We start from the raw sequence: 21,106 nt of genomic DNA, 5'->3' as shown, positions 1-21,106 counted from the left end.
TTGATCTTGACATCAAAAAAAAGTTATAATATAATATGTCTAAATAGTATATGAAAAAAGAGGAGTAAGCCCAAAAATATAGGAAGTAAGGTAAATGGTTGAGTAGGTAAAGAAGGACTTATACATACCATATCTTTATGTATCAATTAATTTATCAAGGGTGGGACGCTTATCAACTACTTAATATATCTTTTTATTATGGAAGAATGACTAATATAAGCTAGTTATTAACTAAATATGGAATATAAATGGGTTATTTATCATATATTTATCTTTGTAAGGGAGGTGAGTAGTGAGAAGTAGAGTAGCGAAAAGTAAAGTAGTAGCTTTTCCTTATGAGGAGGAGATAACTTTTTAAAGGAGGAGATTTGTTTAATGAAGAAGAAGTTAGTAGTTCTTTTAGCAACTTTAGTAGTTTTAGGTTTGAGTTTTGGTGTTTTAGCTGAAGAGCCAAAGTACGGTGGTACTTTGATTTTAGGTACTATTGGTGATGCGGAAGTTATTAACCCTGTTCTTGGAACAACTAACTCTGCAAGTTCATATGCAAGTATGGTATATGAGGCTGTTTTGGATATAGACCCAGATACCATGGAACCGATTCCAGGTCCATTATGTGAAAGTTTTGAAAGTTCTGAAGATAATCTTGTATGGACCTTCCACTTAAAGAAAGGCGTAAAATTCAGTGATGGTCATGAGTTTACAGCAGAAGATGTTAAATATACCTTTGAAATCATTGGTGATCCTAATACAAATACCGTTCGTGGTTATCTTGTAGAACCTATTGAAAGTATTAAAATTATTGATGACTATACAATTCAGTTTACTTTAAAGTATCCATTCCCCGATTTCTTATATGGTACTATGACTAGGGGAATTATACCAGCTCATATCTTTGCTGGTACTGATATTAATACCAATCCTGCTAACCAGAATCCGGTTGGTACTGGTCCATTCGTATTAGAAGAGTGGGTACATGATGATCATGCAACCTTTGTTGCAAGAGAAGATTATCATCGTGGACGTGTTTATTTAGACAAGGTTATCTATAAGGTAGTAGCTGACCAGAATGCTCTGTTAGCTGCTGCTGAAGCTGGTGATATTGATAGTGCTTCTGTACCACCTGCAGAAGTTGCACGTCTAGAGAGAGAAGCTCCTGCTAAGGGCTTGAAACTGTGGAGCCGCTGGGATTTTGGTTATACTTATATTGGTTTTAACATGGCAAGAGACCCCTTTAAAGATGTTCGTGTAAGAAAAGCTCTGGCTATCTCTATTTATAAGCCAGCAATTATTAAGGTTGCTTACTTTGGTCAGGGTAGACCAGCTACTTCTAATGTAGTTCCCGGAATTAAGTGGGCTTACAATCCAAATATTCCTGAGTATGAGTATAATGTTGATGAAGCTAAGAGGCTGTTAGAAGAAGCGGGTTGGGTTGATACTGATGGTGATGGAATTCGTGAAAAAGATGGTAAGGAGCTTACCTTTACTCTGATTACCAACAAGGGTAATGCTGCGCGTGAAAAGGTTCTGCAGTTGGTGCAGAATTTCTGGAAAAAGATTGGCGTGAAACTTGAAGTAGATGCATTGACCTGGACTACTTTCATCACTGAGAGAATTTTGAAGAGAGATTTTGATGCATGTGTACTTGGTTGGACCGGTATGGGTCCTGACCCAGATGATTATTCACTCTTCCACTCCAGCCAGATTGAAGACGGTTTCAACTTTGTATCTTACCGCAACCCGGAAGTTGACAAACTGTTAGAAGAAGGTAGAACTACAATGGATATTGAGAAGCGGAAGAAGATTTACTATAGAATTCAGGAACTGATTCATGATGACTATCCATATATCTTCTTAATGTACTCCAAAGCTAATGCAGTCTACAATGAAAAGGTTCGCGGTTTGAGACCAAGTCCGCTCGGATTTATTCATGACTGGAAAGATATCTGGTTAGCTGATTAATCAAAAATATCCTCGATGTGGTATATAATTTCTACAGATAGAGAAAATTGGATTGGATGTAAAGACTTTAAATAGATTAGGAGGGGCTGTCCCAAAAGTCCCTTTATAACCCCCAAAAGTAAATATTAAAAGAAAGGTGTTGTCAGAAATTTTTATAAAGACAACACCTTTTTTTTATGGTAAAATATAAATATGAAGAGGAAAAACCATAATAAAAAGACATTTATTGAATATAATATGAATCAGACAATGTTGCTTTTGAGTTTTGATGTGTTTATTCCTGAAAATCATTTAGTAAGGGTGGTAAATTCAGCTATAGAAAGGATGAATATTGAACCCCTGCTTGAAAAATATAAAGGTGGGGGTAGAAGCAGCTACCATCCGAAAATGATGCTTAAGGTTATAGTATATGCCTATACTCAGAGAATATATTCATCAAGACGAATTGCCAAGGCACTTCGGGAAAATATTTATTTTATGTGGCTTAGTGGTAACAATAAACCTGATTTTCGGACGATAAACCGATTCAGATCAGAGATCATGAAAGATGTTATTGATGAGGTATTTGCATCAGTATTGGAACTTCTTATAGAAGAAGGATATGTAAAGTTAGAGAATTACTTTTTAGATGGTACAAAAATAGAAGCTAATGCAAACAAATATAGCTTTGTCTGGAGAAAAGCGACAAAGAAGTACAAAGCAAGGCTTAGGGCAAAAATTAATGAACTTTTAAAAGAGATTGAGAAAACCAACGAAGAAGAGAATAGATTGTATGGGGATAATGACCTGGAGGAGATGGGTGAAGGAAAAGAAATAGATTCAAAGAAACTCGAAGAAAAAATTAAGGAACTTGAAGAACGTCTAGAAAAGAACTCCAAAGATAAGAAGTTAAAAAAAACAATTAAAGAGCTCAAGACTAAATGTCTTCCCAGAATGAAAAAATATGAGCAACAGGAAGAGATTTTAAATGGACGAAACAGTTATTCTAAAACAGATACTGATGCAACTTTTATGAGAATGAAGGAAGGCCACATGAAAAATGGGCAATTGAAGCCCGCATATAATGTTCAGATAGGTACAGAGAATCAGTTTGTAGTTGGTTATAGTATTCATCAAAGGCCGGCAGATTCAAGATGCTTAATACCTCATTTAGAAAAAGTAAAAGAAGTTACAGGTAAGATTCCGGAAAATGTGATAGCTGATTCAGGTTATGGTAGTGAAGAAAATTATGATTACTTAGAGAAAGCCAATACTAATATTTATGTTAAGTATAATACTTTTCATAAAGAACAAAAAAAGAAGTTTAAAAATGATATATTTAAAGTAGAAAACTGGCCGTATGATAAAGAAAACGACGAGTTTATTTGTCCTGCTCAAAAAAGACTCATTTACTGTAAGACAAAAGAAATTAAGACTGAAAATGGATATACTAAACAAATTAGATATTACAAATGCGAAAATTGTGATGGATGTGAGTTAAAAGAAAATTGTACCAGGGCCAAAGGTGATCGAATAATAGGAATAAATTTTAAATTACGCGAATATAAGCAAAAAGTAAAGGAAAACCTTTGTTCCGAAAAAGGCAAGAAGCTATATTCCCAAAGAGCAATTGAAGCAGAATCTGTCTTTGGAAGGATCAAAGGCAATTGGTCATTCAGGAGATTTATGCTACGTGGTCTTGAGAAAGTGAAAATTGAATGGGGTTTACTATGTATAGCCCATAACCTGGCTAAACTGGCAACAGTATAGAACATTGGTTATGGTTTTTTTATTTTCTTAACAGAAAAATTTTCAATGAATTTGAAATGAACAATGAAAAAAGGGGGCTATGCCCAAAAGTAATCAATTACTTTTGGGACAGCCCTTTTTTTTAATGTTTAGAAAATTATAGTTTTCGTAGGTTAAGGATAACATTTGGTATAGATAATTTATAAAAAATTGCAAAAAGCTAATTTTGAACGATATAGAAATTTTTCGTTTAACTATCTTAGTGAGATTTCAGTTGAAATAAGGCCTCATCATAGGATGTGATAAGCTAATCAAGGGCCAGGAGGGCCCGTTGATTAGTGTGCCTTATTTCGACTGAGATCGAACTTTAGATGGTTCGAAAAATTTCTTTTGAAGCGAAGATAAGATTAAGTGCCCGAAGTTTTAAATAACTTTTATAGGATATCTAGCAGAGATAATGTATAGAAGCGGAATTATGGTGTAATACTAATAACATAAATCATATGGAATTACATAAAAGGGGGAAATAGAAATGGCAGTTGGAGAATTAACTAAAAAAGAGCAGATTATTAACTTTGCGCAGAGTGATCCTTTTTTAAAGATAAGTGACATAGCAGAGTATGTGCAAACTACCCCGCGTTATGTTAGAACAATTTTATCAGAAGCAAATATTTCGCTAATGGAATTACGTGAGAGATATGCGCGGAGTATGGAAAAGCGTCTGCAAACTCAAACTAAATCGGATTTGAAGATGGCCTTAAAATTGAAGCCAAAAAATAGTGAAATAGAGATAGGCGATTTAGGTATTGATCAATTGTTAGAAGAAGAGTTTGAAGAACTACAGAAAATTAACAAAGAAGAAAAACTATGGCGAATCAGTCAAGTCTGCTATAGTGGTGGCCATCCATTCTGTATTAAAGAACTGATAACATATTTTTCAGAAGACCTTACCGATAAAGAGTTTAAAACTCTAGATTCGGTCTACAAATTATTTGACCGTAAAGGTACCAATCGAATTCAGTTTATGGAAAATATAGTTAGATTTGAGTCTCCTGAGGAGAATATTCGTATAAGACTTGGACTTAAAAAATATGAGAAGGCAATTATTATAACCCGTTATATACTTTTAAACAGGATCCCAATTGGTTTGGAAAATTATTATCTCCGGTCAGATAGTATAGAAATGAGCTTTCCAGGGGAATTGGTTATGTAATAAAAAATATCTTAAGGTCTGGCATTGACCAGACCTTAATTTTTGTTCGCCCGGCATGTTTGCTGAGCTGATGGGCTGAAAGAAGCCCTGTCGTCTAACCAGCGGGAAGACAATCTGTAAACAAGGGTGTCACTGGTAACGGTAGGTTCTGAAGGAAGCTGAAGGGAGAATTTGGAACATAGCGGAAGTGAACCGGGGTTTTCAGATGGGTAACCTTTTTTAATTCTGATTTTCACCTATCAAGTTATGGCTATAGGTCAGGTCGTTCCTGCCAGCAGGCAGTAGCAAATGCAGAAAGGTTCATGAACAGATACAGATTAAAATATGTGATGGATATGGACTTATCGAAATGCTTTGATTGGCTGGACATAGCCTATGAGATACTGGAAAATAAGCTTAAGTTGGTAGTGAACAGGGAGAAAACACATTTAACTAATGTAAATAAAGGGGTTTCGTATCTGGGTTTTGTCATATACTCCAAATTTGTCACAGTACATCCGAATAAGATTAAAAAGTTTAAAGAGAAAATCAAGCGACTTACTCTCAGGAATCATGGAAAGAACCTGGAGTAAATCCAATTATCAGGGGATGGGCGAATTATTTCAGGATAGCAAATTGTAAGACAGTCTTTGCCAGGTTAATGGAATGGATAAGGCGAAGACTGAGGATGAAGAAGATGAAAGAGTGGAAGAGTTGGGGCTATCGAGGGGAGTTCAAAAAGATTTCGATGAGGAGATGAAGGAATTCTGCCAGCCCATTAATCAATATGGTATTGCCTAATAAATGGTTTGACGAGATTGGACTGGTAAATTTACAGAGATATGAGGTCGGTGTTTTGCATCGTTATTATGAATAGCGACTGAGGTTTATCAGGAGCCGTATACGAGGCCCGTATGTACGATTCTGTGAGAGGGATAACGCCGAGGCTGATCACCTTGGCGTTACCCTACTCGATTTATGCATTAGATCAGATAAAAAATGATTGCAGATGTCAGTAAGTGATGATACAATAAAAACAGTAAAGGGGGGTTTAGCCGTGTATGATAAAGTTTACACCTATCCAGATCCTGATAAAAAGGAAAAAGAAAAAAAAGGAAAGGTTAACTTTGGATTTAAAGATATTCTAGCAATGACTATTGCGGCTTATCAAATTATCTTTGTGCCGTTTGCTATTATTGCATTAACAATGGTTGCTTTATTTTTATTATTTAAACTTCTCTTTGGTAGTTAGAAAGATGAAAGGGCCTTAAGGAAGTTTTCCTTAAGGTCTTTTACATAAAATTCGTGATATTCTGAATTAACGAAAAATAGGCAAATTATTTTTTAATTGTGCAGGAAAAATTAGGCAGTATGTATAATTATTAATTTAAGCAAAAAAGAGATAGGAGGAGAAAAATGTTATGAAAAAATGGTGGCCGGCCATAGTGGCAGTTTTAATTTTAATTATAGGTATTTTTGTTTATATTTATTTCTTCCATTCCAATACAACACCAATGTTGGCAGATATAGGTTCGAAGGATGAAGAAAAAGTTGAACATAAAGATGAAGAAAAAGTTGTAGATAAATCTATTTATTTGATTTATGGGCGTGATATGTCAAGTGAAGAGGGTAAAACTAAAGAGGTAAAAGTAGAAACAGACCTCATTATTACAGCAACTTTAGATCCGGTATCCAAAACTATTGATATTCTATTCATCCCTCCTAATACTGTATTGGAAGATAATCAGGAAGTAAAAATTATTTATGATAAGGAAGGAATTGCTGGATTAAAAGCAGGTATTGAAAAACTTACTGGTAAAAAGATTAATGGTTATATTGGTATTGATTATCAACCTTTTGTTCAGTTAATAGATATTTTAGGAGGGATTCAGGTTAGAATGGATGAGTCTATTGATCTTCCTAAATATGGTCTTTTTATTCACCCAGGGATTAATAAACTCAATGGTGAAGAAACTTTGAAATTGTTAAGATTGAAACGGTCAAAAACTAATGTATTGGAAAGGATTGAACGGCAGAAAAAAGTTATAATGGCCATTTATGAACGACTTATTGAAATCAAGAACTTTTCACAAATTCAAAAAGTTGGTGATGCTGTATTGCAAGTTCGGGAGAAATTAGAGACAGATATAGAAAGTGCTCAGATTCTAAAGGGATTTAAGTTTTTTAGTCAGGGTATTGAAAAAGTTAATGTGGAAATATTACCTGGTGAACTTATAAATGGCTTATGGATTCCAGCAGAATGAAATTTTAAAAATGGGCGGGAATATCTTAGCTATTAAGAGAAAAGATGAGATATAACCCTATTATGTAGATATAATCGATATATATAGTCTTTTTTAACTTTTGACTATTAAATAAAAATAAGATATACTTAATGCTGTCAACGGTAAGGCAAAAAAGAATTAAAAATAAATTAAGTTAAATGATTAAAAATTTCATAAAAAACTCTTGCAGTTTCCTTGAAAATCAGGTATAATAAAAGATGTGAGTGACGGGGAGTAATTGATATTACAACCTGTCATGGTAAAATAAAAAATACGGACTCATTTCCCGTTGACTCCATCGTGGTCAGATAGCTCAGTTGGTAGAGCAGAGGACTGAAAATCCTCGTGTCCCCAGTTCGATTCTGGGTCTGACCACCATTATGCGAAAGTAGCTCAGTGGTAGAGCATCACGTTGCCAACGTGAGGGTCGCGGGTTCGAGTCCCGTCTTTCGCTCCACTGGTGAGGCGGCATAGCCAAGTGGTAAGGCAGAGGACTGCAAATCCTTGATCCCCAGTTCGAATCTGGGTGCCGCCTCCAATTTTATTGTGCCGGGATGGCGGAATAGGCAGACGCATCGGACTTAAAATCCGATGGGTATTATAATACCCGTGCCGGTTCGAGTCCGGCTCCCGGTACCATTTTTATTTATGCGATCGTAGCTCAGTTGGTTAGAGCGCCACGTTGACATCGTGGAGGTCGGCGGTTCGACTCCGTCCGATCGCACCATATTTTTGAAAGAAACAACCTGTAAGAGGTTGTTTTTTTTATTTATTGGAATTTTTGGCTTGACTTATTATTAGTTAACGGGTAATATGAAATACAGGCGGTGATATCTCAAATGTTTAGCAGATTATTTTATAGACAAAATGAGAAAATTATTTTACTTTTTTTAAGTGGATTATATTTATTAATAAGTAGCTTGTATCCTTTATTTAATCATCCAAAAAAATTTACATTTTATTTTGGAATATTTCTGGATAACTTTGTTCCATTTACTCCCTATTGGATTATACCCTATATTATCTGGTATGCTTATATTCCCTTAGTAGGGTTTATAATTTTTTTGAACAATAGGAAATTTTATTTAAAATTAATTTTATCTTTTAATATAGGAGTTTTGATTTGCTTTGTTATCTATTCAATTTTTCAAACAACTGTTCCAAGACCTGATGTTATAGGGACTGATATTTTTTCTCAATTAGTAAGAATTATCTATAAAAATGATTTACCGTATAATTGTTTTCCCAGTATTCATGTTTTGACAACTTATTTATGTATGAAGGTTATTAAAAAGGTTGAGGAAATAAAGAAAAATTTAAAAATATTTTTTATAATAATCGGTTGGTTGATTAATTTATCTACATTGTTTGTAAAACAGCATGTTTTTTTGGATCTGGTTTCGGGTATTTTGCTTGCAACTCTAGTATTTAACCTGGTATCAGGTTTAGTGGAACGTTTTTATTCCGTCGAAGCTAAGAGTAAATGTTAGAAGGGAAAATGCTTATATACTTTTAAGGAGGTAAATAATAATGTTTAAATGGTCTAAACGTATTATGTTACTTATTGTCACTATTATATTAGTGGCTCAACTGGTTTTTCCTGTTTTGGCGGAGGATAAACCTACACTAGAGGTACATTTTATCGATGTTGGTCAGGGTGATTGTATCTTGTTACATAGTTCTAATGGGGTAGATATATTGATTGATGGGGGATATCCAGATAATGGAAGAAAAATTTTGATTTATATTCGTCGGTTAGGTATAAAAGAACTGGATTTAGTAATTGGTACGCATCCCCATGCTGATCATATTGGTGGATTAATTGATGTATTAAATGGAATTAAAGTGAAAAGGGTTATTGATCCAGGTGTTGTATATCCATCAGGAATTTATGAAAGTTATCTGACCACAATTAAAAATAAAAAAATTCTTTTTACCACTGTTTTGGCCGGTGATATAATTGAGATGAAAGAGGATCCTTTTCTTAAATTGAAAGTACTTGCTCCATATGAAGATCAATTGGATTATGGCGATGATGTCAATGACGTTTCTATAGTAATAAAGGCTGTTTTTGGGAATGTAAGTTTTTTGTTAACAGGTGATGCAGGTTTTGATACTGAAGACCGTATGATATGGAATAAGGTAGATTTACAAAGCACTATTTTAAAGGTAGGACATCACGGAAGTAAGAGTTCTACTGGTGATATGTTTTTAACTTGTGTGAGTCCAGAGGTGGCAGTAATACAGGTTGGTGCTAATAATAATTATGGACATCCGACAGATGAAGTCCTGGAAAGACTCAATTGGAAAGATATTAAAATTTATAGAAATGACCTCCATGGTACGATAGTAGTAACTACTGATGGTGAGACTTATAAGGTGGAAACAGAAAAGCAATTAGAGGCTGAACAGGATATACGGGTAAATATTAATAAGGCACCGTTAGGAGATCTTTTGGATATTCCTGGAATGAGTTATGAGCTGGCCAGGGAGATTGTAGATTATCGTGAAAACTTTGGGATATTTCTCAACAAAAATGAATTACTTAAATTAGATTCCATTACTCCGGAACTGCTGGAACAAATTTTGCCTTATATTAAATTTTCTAATTAAAAGGATGGTGAGTATAGATGAAAATTACTGCTAGTGTAGATCATTTTGAAGAGGATTGGGCAATTTTAATGGTGGATGATCTGAAGATTGAGCTGCCGCGTAAGTTTTTACCTAGAGGTGTAAAAGCTGGAGGATGGGTTGATCTGATAATTGAGGAGAACTTAGAGAAAGAAGCTCAAGTTCGTAACAATGTAAAAAACTTACTTAAAGAATTAAAAGAGGGTAAATATCTGGAAAGTAAATAATAGTCTTATTAGCTGATGGACAGAGTTAAAACTTTATCCATCAGCTTTTTTAATGTCTAGGGAATTATACTTTTTGCAAGTTATGGATAACAATATGATTAAACTGCACAAAGCTAATTTTGCTGTGAAGCGAAAAATTAGCTTTGTGCAATGCCCGAAGGACATTTTGTCTTATAAATAGGCTAAATTAGTTTAATAGCAGGTTAAGATATTAATTGTTATAGTAGAGTTGGCATTGTATACATCAGACCGACTTAACATATAATATTATAAAATATCTAGAGAAAGGAGTGAAAGATGTGGGATCAATACACATCGGTACACAGAATTGTACCAATGAGCTCCGTGAACGTCTTAATTTTGAACTACGTTTTTTAGAAGAAGAAGGAATTAAAGTTAGAATTAATGAAGATATAAAAGGTAATATTACCTTTTTTGATTGTGATATACCCGAAGGAGATGCTATTTTTCAAATTAATTCTCCCTGGATTCAACAAAGTACCAGAGAAGTTGTCATTCATTATATAGCTAATGCCCTGGCAGATATTATTATCGGTAACCTGGAACGATTCTTTGTGGCTAAAATTATTGAAAATAATTTTGAACATTTTGATATAGCAGAACGGGAGATTCTGCTTGAAAAGGCAATGATTTGTCTGAATAATTACTCTCCTAATGGAGGGATTCACTATTTACCACAGATTGAACGGAAAGACAGGGTTTTGAACCGGATTTTAAATTATCTTCAAAATAATAATGAGTTAATTATCGAAGGATTTATTCGTTTTCGATTGAAAGATTATTTTCAGGAATTAGAGTTAGCAGTAGAACAGGCAGTGGAAGATTTTTTAATGGAAAAAGAATATAAGGAATTTATTCGCTTGCTTAAATACTTTGTAGAGATACAGGGTCCCAAAGTAGATGAAGTAAATATTATTCTTACAGATCAGGGAATATTTCAGATTCTGGATGAAAATGGCCATATCATAGACAATGAATATTTGGAGGGTATAATTTTACAAATGATAGAAAGTGATATTGATTATGAAGATCTTTTGATCAGTGCATTGATTACCATTGCACCTGCCAGAATTATTGCTCACTTTCGAGAAGATCATCCAGTGATAGAGACATTGAGGGGTATTTTTGAATCCAGAGTATCGGTATGTAAAGGATGTAGATTTTGTGAAAAAAGAAAAGAGGATGCAAAAATCAAGAAATAAATTAATATGAATCAGAAAGTTATTACAGCTGAGGGAGTAGATAGGGATGGATTATAGGCTGGCGTTTCTTCCAATTATAGGATCATTAATTGGATGGCTAACTAACTGGATTGCAATCAAGTTAATCTTTAAACCCTATAATCCTTACCATATCCCTTTGCTTAAGATCAAAATTCAAGGACTTTTACCGAAACGAAAGTTGGAATTGGCCAGGAGTATAGGGGCAGTAATAGAAAATGAATTACTACCGACAGAAGAATTATTGCAACGAATAGAAAAGATGCAGCTTCAGGAAAAGATAGAAAAGACATTAATGGAGATAACGGAGAAAAGGTTAGTAGAAAAATTAAGATTTTTACCAATGGGGTTAAAACAGGGAGTTATAGGTTTTATCTTTGATTTGATAAAAAAAGAGTTAGACAGGTATCTGAATACTTTTCTTTTGAATATCCAGGAACAGGTTGTTAAGGAAAGCAATTTGGGGCAGATTGTTGAAGAACGAATAAAAAGATTTGAAATTGAGAGGTTGGAAGATCTGGTTTTAAAGATTGTCTCCAAAGAGTTAAAACATATAGAAATTCTGGGGGGAGTGTTAGGATTTTTAATTGGAATTGTACAGGCTCTAATATTAATTTACTTTTAGTTGGCAAAATTTTTAAGGAGAAAACTAAATTTCCCCTTGACAGAAGGGGAAATATTTATTAAAATTTAATAAAAACTAAATATCTCAAAGGCTATGAACAGGAGAGTAGGGATTATAAATTCTAAACCAGAGAATGGAGGTCAGCGGCTGGAAGCCTCCTTTAGAATGTAATCCTGAAGACCACCTGGGAGCTGACTGCCGAACAGTGCTTTTTTAAGCACTCAGTAAGCAGATCCGGTCAGAAATGGCCGTTAACTTTAATGAGGGAGTCACAAACTTCTGATGGAGAGGTTTGGGGCTAATTAGAGTGGAACCGCGAAAGTAACCTTTCGTCTCTAAATTTTAGAGGTGAAAGGTTTTTTATTTTATCTCTTTAATCAAAAAATTTAATAAGGGAGGTATTGGGGGATGAAAGAGGTTAAAGTAATTTTACCAGATGGTTCAGAACGGAGGTTTAAGTCCGGTATAACCGTTAAAGATGTAGCCTTTGATATCGGGCCCCGGTTGGGAAAGGCTGCTGTAGCTGGTAAAGTTAATGGCCAATTGGTTGATCTTGATTTTCCTATCGAAAGTGATGTGAATTTAGAGATTATTACCCTGGATTCAGAAGAAGGTTTGGAAATTTATCGTCATAGTGCAGCACATATTATGGCACAGGCAGTTAAGCGAGTTTATGGTAAAGATGTTAAATTGGCTATTGGTCCTGCTATTGAAGATGGATTTTATTATGATTTCGATTTAGAGGAGCGGATTAGTCCCGAGGATCTGGAAAAGATTGAAGCAGAGATGAAAAAGATTATCAAAGAGGATCTTAAGTTTAAGCGTTTTGAACTGCCCCGGAATGAAGCATTGGCTAAATTAAAAGAGATGGGAGAAGATTATAAAGTTGAACTGGTGGAAGAATTGAAGGATGAGACTGTTAGTTTTTATGAACAGGGTGAATTTGTTGATCTCTGCCGCGGTCCCCATTTGCCTTCTACAGGTTATTTAAAAGCTTTTAAGTTGATGAGTGTAGCCGGTGCTTACTGGCGTGGTGATGAGAAAAATCCAATGCTTCAGCGGATTTATGGAACTGCTTTTCCAAAAGTAAAAGAACTGGAGCAATACCTACATCGGCTGGAAGAGGCAAAGAAACGGGATCACCGTAAGATTGGTCGAGAATTGGAATTATTTAGTTTAAGCGAGTATGCACCTGGATTTCCATTTATTCTTCCAAAGGGTATGGTGATTATAAATGAACTTATCAATTTCTGGAGAGAAGAACATCAGAAGGCAGGTTATCAAGAAATCCGGACTCCTTTAATTATGAATGAAGAACTCTGGAAGCAATCAGGCCATTATGAGCACTATAAAGAAAATATGTATTTTACTGAAATTGATGATCAGGGTTATGCTGTAAAACCGATGAACTGTCCGGGAGGTGTGTTGGTTTATAAGTTTAAAAAGCATAGTTATAGGGAATTTCCAATCCGGACTGCTGAATTGGGTCTAGTTCACCGCCATGAGTTGTCCGGTACTCTTCACGGTCTAATGCGGGTAAGGGCTTTTACTCAGGATGATGCTCATATTTTTATGACTCCAGACCAGATTAAAGACGAGCTTATTAATGTTATCAATTTGATTGATAGGATTTACAGTGTTTTTGGATTTAAATACCATGTAGAATTAAGTACCAAACCTGAAAAGGCTATGGGTTCTGATGAAATCTGGGAAAAGGCTATTTCTGCTTTAAAAGGAGCTCTTGAAGCGTTGAATCTGGACTACAAGATTAATGAAGGAGACGGGGCTTTCTATGGACCAAAGATTGACTTCCACCTGGAAGATTGTTTAGGCCGTACCTGGCAGTGCGGTACAATTCAGTTGGATTTCCTCATGCCAGAACGGTTTGATTTGACTTATGTAGGTCCTGATGGAGAAGAACACCGTCCTGTTATGATACATCGGGTTGTATATGGTAGTCTTGAACGATTCCTTGGAGTTTTAATTGAACATTATGCTGGTGCCTTCCCCGTATGGTTAGCACCAATTCAGGTGGAAGTAATTCCTGTAATGGATAACCATTTGGAATATGCTTATCAGGTAGAGAAGAAATTATCTGAAGCGGGTATTCGTGTTGAAGTTGATAGCCGTTCTGAGAAAGTAGGTTATAAAATTCGTTCTGCTCAGTTAAATCAGGTTCCTTATATGCTGATTGTTGGTGATCGGGAGATTGAAGATGGTACTGTGTCCGTACGTGAACGTCGTAAAGGAGATTTAGGTTCCTTTAAGGTAGAAGAATTTATTGAACAAATTTTAAATGAAATTAAAGAGAAAAAATAAGATGATTAAACTGCAAAAAGCTAATTTTGAGCGAAATAGAAATTTTTCGTTTAACCATCTTAGTGAGATTTCGTCGAAATAAGGCCTCATCACAGGATGTGATGAACTAATCAAGGGTCAGGATGACTTATTGATTAGTGTGTATTATTTCGACTGAAATCGAACTTTAGATGGTTCGAAAAATTTCTTTTGAAGCGAAAAATTAGCTTTTTGCAGTTATAAATATTTTAATTCCTGCCTTATAGTTGGGCGGGATTTTTTTATTTGATGGCAGAAAATTTTTTTGGAAAAGAGAGAAAATTTTTTCTTTATTCTTCATTAAATATGGTAAAATTTCGTGTGTATCTTAGATTAATTTATAGTATTTAGAATTTAAAAAAGTTTAAAATATAAGGAAGGAGAAAGTAAAAAATAATTGAAATATATTAAAGTCATTGGAAAAAGGAGAGTAAGGGGATTTTGATTGGAGCTGGTGAGTATGGAAAGAAAAAAATTCAGTACTTTTATAACATTTTGGCGTTTAATCAGAATATTTGGCTCTTCATATAAATTGGTTCTAATAATAGTGCTTACAGCTATACTAGCAGGAATGGAAATAATTATCTCCTATTCTTTAAAGAAATTATTGGATTCGGTACTTCATCTGGATTATATTACCTATCGTGGTCTAATTTTACTATTAATTGGAATCACAATTTTACAGATGGTGGGTAGATTTTTTAGAACCCGACTGGCTGGAGATTATGCAGAAAGTGGAATTGCACGTTTACGTAATATTCTTGTAGAATATTTAATTCATTTACCTATAGGAGAGCTGGAAAAGCGGCATTCTGGGGATTTGATTTCGCGGATGACAAATGATTTAAACCAGATTCGGGAATTTAGTACCCAAACAATGATATCAATTATATATCAACCGCTGATAGCATTAGGAGCATTTGCTTTTTTATTAACTTTGAACTGGAAATTAACATTGATTACCAGTTTTGGAGTACCGATTATTTTTAAAACTTCTTCTAAACTTAGTAATCCTATTGCCAGATATACGAAAGAGTTACAGGAAAAACTGGCTTTAGTGAATAAAGAAGCGCAGGATGCAATTAATGGAATGGAGATTGTTCGTGCATATGGGCTTAAGCAAGTTTTAATTAAGAAGTATAATCAAGCGGTGGATTTATCTATTCGTTCTGGAATTAAGGTGGTTAAATGGAGAGCGATACTTTTGGCAATCTCTTTATTTACAAACTTTTCACCTTTTCTTATCTGCTTTGGTTTTGGTGGATATTGGGTTATCAAAGGCCAGATGACCGCTGGAGGTCTAATTGCATTTATCACTCTGTTAAACCCTCTTACATTTCCTATCAGTCAATTACCTACTTTATTGGGAGAGTTAAAAGGCCAAATGGCTGCAGCAGGAAGGGTGTTTGAGATTTTGGATATTGAAAAAGAAAGAGAAGTAGGAAAGATTTATACTATTCAAAAAGAGAAGCCTGTTATAGTTTTTAAAGATGTAAAATTTTCTTATCCAGATGGTAAAAAGGTTCTTGATGGGGTAAGTTTTGAGATCTGGCCTGGAGAAAAGGTTGCTTTGGTAGGTTTTAGTGGTAGTGGAAAGAGTACAATTTTTAAACTGATTCTGGGCTTTTATGAAGATTTTATTGGAGAAATTGAGTTGTTTGGTCATTCGATTAAGGATTGGAATTTAAAGGCATTACGGGAAAATATAAGTCTGGTTTCTCAAGAAACATATCTATTTCCGGGAACTATCGAGGATAATATCTCCTTTGGCAATGAAAAGGCAGATTATGAGGCAATTGTTGCTGCTGCTAAAGCTGCCAATGCTCATGATTTTATAACTGAATTAAAAGACGGATACATGACAGATGTGGGTGAGTTTGGTGATAAGCTTTCAGGAGGCCAGAAACAGAGGATTTCCATTGCTCGGGCCCTCCTCAAAAGAGCTCCCTTACTTCTACTTGATGAGGCCACGTCATTTTTAGATAGTCAGTCTGAGTATAAAGTTCGAGAGGCTTTAAATAATATTATGAATGCTGGAATTACCTCTTTTATAATTAGTCATCGTCTCTCTACAATTCAGAAATCGGACCGAATCCTGGTTTTGCATAGGGGTCGAATTGTAGAAACAGGTAGTCATTCGGAGTTATTAGAAAAAAATGGAATATACAAAACTCTATATTTGCATCAAATTATTCGGGGACTGGAGCTAGAAGAAAAGGAGGTGGTTATGTGATTAATACTTTTTTTAGATTGCTTAAGTTGCTCAAAAAACGTTCTGGGATATTATATATTTTAGGTTTTTTTGGATTTATTATTGTGGGTACCTATCGACAGGTGTTTCTGGCTTTGGTTTTGAAGAACGTATTTGATACTGTTGTAATAGGAAGTATTGAAAAATTGATAGTATGTGTTTTAAAGAGCTTAGGAATTATAGCCCTGTTAAGTTTTATTCAATCTTCCCTTATGTATCTTATGAGGAGAATGGTGGTACATATTATTGGGGATTTACGAAAAGATATATTTTTAAAAATAGAAAATTTACCCATTAAATATTTTAAAAATAGACATAGCGGAAATCTAATTTCCAGAATGACCAATGATATTAAAGTAGTTGAAAGGGCACTTTCCAATACTATATTTTATCTAGTTTATCTTAGCATTTGTGCGGTTGCTGTAACAGTCTTTATGTTCTTTTTGGATTTCTGGTTGGCAGTTATTGCCCTGGTTACAGGTGTTATTGCCATCATCTTTAATGCAATCCTGGCTAAGCCTTTAAGGGTTATAAGTAAAAAAATTCAAGAGCGTTTAGGTGACCTTACCGGCATACTTTCAGATTTATTGGCCGGAATTACTGTTATTAAGGTTTTTAATCTGTATAAAAATATGGCTAGTAAATTTGCCAATATTAATCGACAGGTTTACCATGATTCATTAAAAAAAGTCAAGACTACTGCTATTCTGGATTCGTTAAATGTTCTTGGAAAAATGTTGGATACTATTGGAGTTGTGGGAGTAGGGTCTTATTTTGTTTTTAAAGGGAAAGTTTCTATCGGGACTATAATAGCTATCTGGCAATTGAAAAATCCAATTTTAAATTTTTTTAATCGATTAAGCAATCTTATTGCTGAGATTCAGATTGCTCTAGCGGGAGCAGAAAGGATTTTTGAAGTAATGGATGAATCGGAAGAACCTAAAAAATATCAACATCTTGAAGTTAAAATTATACCAAATTTAGATAAAGCTATTATATTCGAAAATGTTGACTTTGGATATTTGCCTAATCAGTGGGTGCTTAAAAATCTTTCTTTTGAAGTTAAAAAAGGTAAAAAGGTTGCTTTGGTAGGGGCCAGTGGTGAAGGAAAGAGTACAATTTTTAAACTTCTTATGGGTTTTTACCCTCCGGATAAAGGGACGATTATTGTTGATGGATTATCTTTAGCTAGCACTGAATTATCAGAAATTAGAAAAAAGATAGCTTATGTACCGCAAAATGCTTATCTCTTTAACGGAACCATTATGGAAAATATCAGATATGGTAAGGTGGATGCAACAGAAGAGGAGATTATTAGAGCAGCAAAAATTGCCAATGCTCATGATTTTATCACGTCTTTTGAAAATGGCTATCATACACTAGTAGGTGAAAGAGGAGCTCAACTTTCCGGAGGTCAGAGACAGCGCATAGCTATTGCAAGAGCTGTTCTTAAAGATGCACCTATTTTGTTATTAGATGAAGCGACCTCAGCTTTAGATGCTGAGTCCGAATATCTTGTTCAGGAGGCTTTAGATCGGTTGGCTGAGGGCCGTACTACTCTAATTATTGCTCATAGACTATCTACCATTAAAAATGTAGATGAGATTCTGGTGATTGATGGGGGTTATGTGAAAGAACGGGGTACCCATGAAGAATTAATGGCTATCGAACAGGGGATATACCGTACCCTTTATAAGCAGCAATATAAAGTTTTACGGGATGTAAAAGTTTCTTAGATTTTAGATTAGGGATAAAGCGTTCCTGATATAATAGGCAAAAATAATCTTGCAGGAATTTTTGAAAATAGGTAGAAAATTAAAATAGTAAAAGGAAAAGATAATCTGGTTAGTCTGGACAGTACCAATGGAAAAATTTAATAGAGAATGCTTTTTAAAAAGAGGAATTAGAAGGACTATGAAGAATTTTTTATAAAAAGGGGGTAAAACCTCAATCTTTATAATCAACTATTATAGTTTGATGAAAACGGGTGACATGCTATGGAAGCGAAATTAAAGATTATTACCGAAACTGCTGATATATCGATGGAAGAAGCAAAACTTGCTTTGGAGTTGGCAGATGGTAATGTAGAGCGAGCTTTAGAATTGGTTCCATATGTGGAAAAATCTATAGTGATTATTCATGGAAAGTTTACCCTTGGTCGTAATACTAAAGTTTACGGAATCTTTCGATTGCTGGGTGAGGGACGGGAAGGTTCACTTTTAGATTTTGGATTGGCTATGAGTTATAACAAAGATGAGGTTGAAAGTCCGATCTCTGCTAGTCCGGAAGTATTCAAAAAGGTAATTGATCAGCTCTTTGAACAAACAGAGAATACTCAGGTGCATACTTTTTTAGCTGGGTTTTATGATCAGATTGGCCCTGCTCAGGTAAATCAAATTTATCAATTTATCAAAGAAAATAAAGATATTGAATTAAAAAACCTCTTTAGAAATATTATTGGTAAAATATGGGGAAGTTCTGAAAAGGTAGAAGTTGAGCTGGAAACTTTTCTTTGGACCAAAATTCAATGTGAAAAAAAGGGGTTAGTTGATGAAGAATTAGTTAGTAAAACTGAAAAAGACTCTTTAAGTTCTAATCTGACGATCTATTTAGATGCACAGCCAATAATTTCACCAATAAAAGGTAAGACCATTGATAAATTTGCTCTTAATGAACCAATTCCTTTAAAAATAGTAGATGAACGTGAACTGGGTAAATATTTAGGAAAAGTTATTTCTAATGAATTTGGAATTGCTGTGGGAAGCATAAAGGGTTGTTATTACAATGAAAAAACAGACCGCTATCAGGTAGAGGTTGAGTTTGGACCCAAAATTAATGGACGTTTTATCATTGAACCGTCTGTACGTCTGGCTACTTACACTGAGATACAAAAAGAGTTTAAATCTGGAGAGAAAGATGAAGATCTTCAATCAAGTAGCTTAAGTCCAATTTTATATCTTTTATTGGGGATGATTTTAATGCTATTAATTTTCTTCATTTTTACAAGATAGTATTGACTCGGTTATAGGGTTGTGTTATACTTAATGAGGAAAATCAAGTAGAAGCCATCCGCTTCTCACCAGACCGACGCCATTTTTGGGACTGTTGGCTGGTTTATTAAAGAAAGCACTATTAATTATTTTATTTTTTATTTATAGCGGATGGCCGAATTGTGCCATCTGCTTTTTAATTTTTCAGGAGGTGAAGACTATTAGCAAGGATTTAAGAGTTAATGAGCAAATTTGTGCCAGGGAGGTAAGAGTTATTAGTCCTGATGGTAACCAGATCGGTATTATGCCACTTTCAAAGGCTCAGGATCTGGCTTATGAGAAGGGGCTTGATCTGGTAGAGGTAGCTCCACAGGCTAAGCCACCGGTCTGCCGGATTATGGACTATGGTAAGTATAAATACGAACAAGCGAAAAAAGCAAAAGAAGCAAAGAAAAACCAGAACATTATTAACGTTAAAGAGATTCAATTGAGTTTAAAAATTGAAGACCATGATTTGTTTGTCAAGATAAAAAGAGCTCGAAAGTTTCTTGAAAACAGAGACAAAGTTAAAGTTCGTGTAAAGTTCCGCGGTCGCGAGATCACGCATAAAGACCTGGCCATAGAACTTTTGGATCGTTTTGTCAAAGAATTAGAAGATGTGGGTAAGGTAGAAAATCAACCTAAGATGGAAGGCCGTAATATGATTTTGATTTTGGGTCCTAAAGCAGAAAAGTAATGCTAGTGAGAGGGGGAAACATGTGATGCCTAAGATGAAGACTCATAAAGGTGCCAAAAAAAGAACTAAAATAACAGGGACTGGAAAAATTATGCGAGGCAGAGCTTTTAAAAGTCATAAATTAACTAAAAAATCTGCTAAGCGTAGAAGAAGTCTGCGTCAAGGTGGATTTATTTCTGATGCAGATAAGAGAACTGTTGCAAAATTGTTGCCATATTCTTAAGTTTAAATTAAGCAATTATTTAAGGAGGGTTTGTTATGCCACGTGCAAAAGGTGGTTTTAAAACTAGACGTAGAAGAAAGAAGATCTTAAAGTTAGCTAAAGGATATTTTGGAGCAAAGAGTAAGTTATTCCGCCCAGCCAATCAGGCTGTTATGAAATCTTTAGCTTATGCTTACCGTGACCGCCGTGTTCGTAAGAGAGATTTTAGAAAGCTTTGGATTACCCGGATTAATGCGGCAGCCCGGATGCATGGTCTTTCCTACAGCCGTTTTATCAATGGTTTAAAGCGGGCTAATGTTGAGGTTAATCGGAAAATGTTATCTGAAATGGCTATCAAAGATCCAGAAGCTTTTGGCAAACTGTGTGAAATGGCTAAAGCTCATCTTTCATAATGAAACTAAGGCCATCAATCTTGATGGCTTATTTTTTAATGATTTTACTACAAAAAGCTAATTTTTCGCTTTAAAAGAAATTTTTCGAACCATCTAACGAAATAAGGCACACTAATTAATGGACCCTCCTGGTCCTTGATTAGTTCATTATATCCTCGTATGGGGCCATTCTTTTCAATCTCATTAAGATGGTTAAACAACTCAAAATTAGCTTTTTGCAGTTTAATCTTTAATATTAATTTTTAAACAAATGATCCTGATTGTTTTTAATCAGGATCATTTGTTTTAT

General features: G+C 34.7%; 19 protein-coding genes, 5 tRNA genes and 1 other annotated feature. All 24 genes read left to right on the top strand.

Annotated elements, in window-relative coordinates; translation table 11 throughout:
- The first annotated feature begins 375 nt into the window (after nucleotides 1-375).
- The 24 genes from BBF96_RS10135 to rplT all read left to right on the top strand — a co-directional run bounded on the left by BBF96_RS10135 (nucleotide 376) and on the right by rplT (nucleotide 20,817).
- Nucleotides 376-1,959, top strand: coding sequence for a peptide-binding protein (locus BBF96_RS10135; protein ID WP_127017037.1), 1,584 nt, complete (start codon nucleotides 376-378; stop codon nucleotides 1,957-1,959).
- A 192-nt stretch (nucleotides 1,960-2,151) separates the two neighbouring features.
- On the top strand, nucleotides 2,152-3,708 hold the full coding sequence (locus BBF96_RS10130) for an IS1182 family transposase (protein WP_127017036.1): 1,557 nt from the start codon (nucleotides 2,152-2,154) through the stop codon (nucleotides 3,706-3,708).
- 511 nt (nucleotides 3,709-4,219) lie between these two features.
- Nucleotides 4,220-4,900 carry a UTRA domain-containing protein gene (locus tag BBF96_RS10125; protein ID WP_127017035.1) on the top strand — a complete coding sequence of 227 codons (681 nt, stop codon included), beginning with the start codon at nucleotides 4,220-4,222 and terminating at the stop codon, nucleotides 4,898-4,900.
- Nucleotides 4,901-5,202: 302 nt separating this feature from the next.
- On the top strand, nucleotides 5,203-5,472 hold the full coding sequence (locus tag BBF96_RS16720) for a hypothetical protein (protein ID WP_205665619.1): 270 nt from the start codon (nucleotides 5,203-5,205) through the stop codon (nucleotides 5,470-5,472).
- Nucleotides 5,473-5,477: 5 nt separating this feature from the next.
- Entirely contained in the window at nucleotides 5,478-5,639 is a 162-nt protein-coding gene (locus BBF96_RS17475; RefSeq protein WP_205665788.1) for a group II intron maturase-specific domain-containing protein, read from the top strand.
- Nucleotides 5,640-5,936: 297 nt separating this feature from the next.
- Nucleotides 5,937-6,131: a hypothetical protein gene (locus tag BBF96_RS10115; protein WP_127017034.1), complete on the top strand. Its 195-nt coding sequence runs from the start codon at nucleotides 5,937-5,939 to the stop codon at nucleotides 6,129-6,131.
- 169 nt (nucleotides 6,132-6,300) lie between these two features.
- Nucleotides 6,301-7,143, top strand: a complete 843-nt coding sequence (locus BBF96_RS10110) for an LCP family protein (RefSeq protein ID WP_127017033.1) — start codon at nucleotides 6,301-6,303, stop codon at nucleotides 7,141-7,143.
- Nucleotides 7,144-7,466: 323 nt separating this feature from the next.
- Nucleotides 7,467-7,542 (top strand) — tRNA-Phe (locus BBF96_RS10105).
- A gap of 4 nt (nucleotides 7,543-7,546) precedes the next feature.
- Nucleotides 7,547-7,621, top strand: a tRNA-Gly gene (locus BBF96_RS10100).
- Nucleotides 7,622-7,628: 7 nt separating this feature from the next.
- A tRNA-Cys gene (locus tag BBF96_RS10095) sits at nucleotides 7,629-7,702 on the top strand.
- Between the two features lie 10 nt (nucleotides 7,703-7,712).
- Nucleotides 7,713-7,803: transfer RNA gene (locus BBF96_RS10090), tRNA-Leu, on the top strand.
- 11 nt (nucleotides 7,804-7,814) lie between these two features.
- Nucleotides 7,815-7,891: transfer RNA gene (locus BBF96_RS10085), tRNA-Val, on the top strand.
- A 112-nt stretch (nucleotides 7,892-8,003) separates the two neighbouring features.
- On the top strand, nucleotides 8,004-8,654 hold the full coding sequence (locus tag BBF96_RS10080) for a phosphatase PAP2 family protein (RefSeq protein WP_127017032.1): 651 nt from the start codon (nucleotides 8,004-8,006) through the stop codon (nucleotides 8,652-8,654).
- A 40-nt stretch (nucleotides 8,655-8,694) separates the two neighbouring features.
- A complete protein-coding gene (locus BBF96_RS10075) occupies nucleotides 8,695-9,777 on the top strand; it encodes an MBL fold metallo-hydrolase (RefSeq protein WP_127017031.1) in 1,083 nt (360 codons plus the stop codon).
- Nucleotides 9,778-9,794: 17 nt separating this feature from the next.
- Nucleotides 9,795-10,022, top strand: a complete 228-nt coding sequence (locus BBF96_RS10070; protein ID WP_127017030.1) for a DUF3006 domain-containing protein — start codon at nucleotides 9,795-9,797, stop codon at nucleotides 10,020-10,022.
- Nucleotides 10,023-10,321: 299 nt separating this feature from the next.
- A complete protein-coding gene (ytxC, locus tag BBF96_RS10065; protein ID WP_164731003.1) occupies nucleotides 10,322-11,245 on the top strand; it encodes a putative sporulation protein YtxC in 924 nt (307 codons plus the stop codon).
- A gap of 46 nt (nucleotides 11,246-11,291) precedes the next feature.
- Entirely contained in the window at nucleotides 11,292-11,888 is a 597-nt protein-coding gene (locus BBF96_RS10060) for a DUF445 domain-containing protein (protein ID WP_127017028.1), read from the top strand.
- Nucleotides 11,889-11,972: 84 nt separating this feature from the next.
- Nucleotides 11,973-12,228: a binding site (T-box leader), on the top strand.
- A 68-nt stretch (nucleotides 12,229-12,296) separates the two neighbouring features.
- The gene (thrS, locus tag BBF96_RS10055; RefSeq protein ID WP_127017027.1) at nucleotides 12,297-14,207 is read left to right on the top strand and encodes a threonine--tRNA ligase; all 1,911 of its coding nucleotides are present in this window, start codon (nucleotides 12,297-12,299) and stop codon (nucleotides 14,205-14,207) included.
- 478 nt (nucleotides 14,208-14,685) lie between these two features.
- Nucleotides 14,686-16,458 (top strand): ABC transporter ATP-binding protein, encoded by a 1,773-nt coding sequence (locus tag BBF96_RS10050; protein WP_127017026.1) that lies wholly within the window; start codon nucleotides 14,686-14,688, stop codon nucleotides 16,456-16,458.
- A complete protein-coding gene (locus BBF96_RS10045; protein ID WP_127017025.1) occupies nucleotides 16,455-18,212 on the top strand; it encodes an ABC transporter ATP-binding protein in 1,758 nt (585 codons plus the stop codon). The genes BBF96_RS10050 and BBF96_RS10045 overlap by 4 nt, the downstream gene beginning before the upstream one ends.
- Before the next feature lie 261 nt (nucleotides 18,213-18,473).
- Complete coding sequence (locus tag BBF96_RS10040) at nucleotides 18,474-19,487, top strand: DUF4899 domain-containing protein (RefSeq protein ID WP_127017024.1); 1,014 nt, start codon at nucleotides 18,474-18,476, stop codon at nucleotides 19,485-19,487.
- Nucleotides 19,488-19,677: 190 nt separating this feature from the next.
- Nucleotides 19,678-20,202 (top strand): translation initiation factor IF-3, encoded by a 525-nt coding sequence (gene infC, locus BBF96_RS10035; protein ID WP_127017023.1) that lies wholly within the window; start codon nucleotides 19,678-19,680, stop codon nucleotides 20,200-20,202.
- A gap of 25 nt (nucleotides 20,203-20,227) precedes the next feature.
- Nucleotides 20,228-20,425 carry a 50S ribosomal protein L35 gene (gene rpmI, locus BBF96_RS10030; RefSeq protein ID WP_127017022.1) on the top strand — a complete coding sequence of 66 codons (198 nt, stop codon included), beginning with the start codon at nucleotides 20,228-20,230 and terminating at the stop codon, nucleotides 20,423-20,425.
- Nucleotides 20,426-20,460: 35 nt separating this feature from the next.
- Nucleotides 20,461-20,817 (top strand): 50S ribosomal protein L20, encoded by a 357-nt coding sequence (gene rplT / locus BBF96_RS10025; protein WP_127017021.1) that lies wholly within the window; start codon nucleotides 20,461-20,463, stop codon nucleotides 20,815-20,817.
- Nucleotides 20,818-21,106: the final 289 nt, after the last annotated feature.

Origin of the sequence: Anoxybacter fermentans, from assembly GCF_003991135.1 — a bacterium.
Classification (GTDB): domain Bacteria; phylum Bacillota; class Halanaerobiia; order DY22613; family DY22613; genus Anoxybacter; species Anoxybacter fermentans.
The sequence above is the reverse complement of the archived record's forward strand: the minus strand, read 5'-3'. Positions and strand labels throughout refer to the sequence as shown.

What these genes read in the sequence shown, in the direction of transcription:
- BBF96_RS10070 (WP_127017030.1), top strand. Translation starts at nt 9,795, where the DNA reads ATGAAAATTACTGCTAGTGTAGATCATTTTGAAGAGGATTGGGCAATT.
- BBF96_RS10110 (WP_127017033.1), top strand. Translation starts at nt 6,301, where the DNA reads ATGAAAAAATGGTGGCCGGCCATAGTGGCAGTTTTAATTTTAATTATA.
- BBF96_RS10075 (WP_127017031.1), top strand. Translation starts at nt 8,695, where the DNA reads ATGTTTAAATGGTCTAAACGTATTATGTTACTTATTGTCACTATTATA.
- BBF96_RS10060 (WP_127017028.1), top strand. Translation starts at nt 11,292, where the DNA reads ATGGATTATAGGCTGGCGTTTCTTCCAATTATAGGATCATTAATTGGA.
- BBF96_RS10080 (WP_127017032.1), top strand. Translation starts at nt 8,004, where the DNA reads ATGTTTAGCAGATTATTTTATAGACAAAATGAGAAAATTATTTTACTT.
- BBF96_RS10040 (WP_127017024.1), top strand. Translation starts at nt 18,474, where the DNA reads ATGGAAGCGAAATTAAAGATTATTACCGAAACTGCTGATATATCGATG.
- BBF96_RS10050 (WP_127017026.1), top strand. Translation starts at nt 14,686, where the DNA reads ATGGAAAGAAAAAAATTCAGTACTTTTATAACATTTTGGCGTTTAATC.
- BBF96_RS10135 (WP_127017037.1), top strand. Translation starts at nt 376, where the DNA reads ATGAAGAAGAAGTTAGTAGTTCTTTTAGCAACTTTAGTAGTTTTAGGT.
- rpmI (WP_127017022.1), top strand. Translation starts at nt 20,228, where the DNA reads ATGCCTAAGATGAAGACTCATAAAGGTGCCAAAAAAAGAACTAAAATA.
- BBF96_RS10130 (WP_127017036.1), top strand. Translation starts at nt 2,152, where the DNA reads ATGAAGAGGAAAAACCATAATAAAAAGACATTTATTGAATATAATATG.
- thrS (WP_127017027.1), top strand. Translation starts at nt 12,297, where the DNA reads ATGAAAGAGGTTAAAGTAATTTTACCAGATGGTTCAGAACGGAGGTTT.
- BBF96_RS10125 (WP_127017035.1), top strand. Translation starts at nt 4,220, where the DNA reads ATGGCAGTTGGAGAATTAACTAAAAAAGAGCAGATTATTAACTTTGCG.
- rplT (WP_127017021.1), top strand. Translation starts at nt 20,461, where the DNA reads ATGCCACGTGCAAAAGGTGGTTTTAAAACTAGACGTAGAAGAAAGAAG.
- BBF96_RS16720 (WP_205665619.1), top strand. Translation starts at nt 5,203, where the DNA reads ATGAACAGATACAGATTAAAATATGTGATGGATATGGACTTATCGAAA.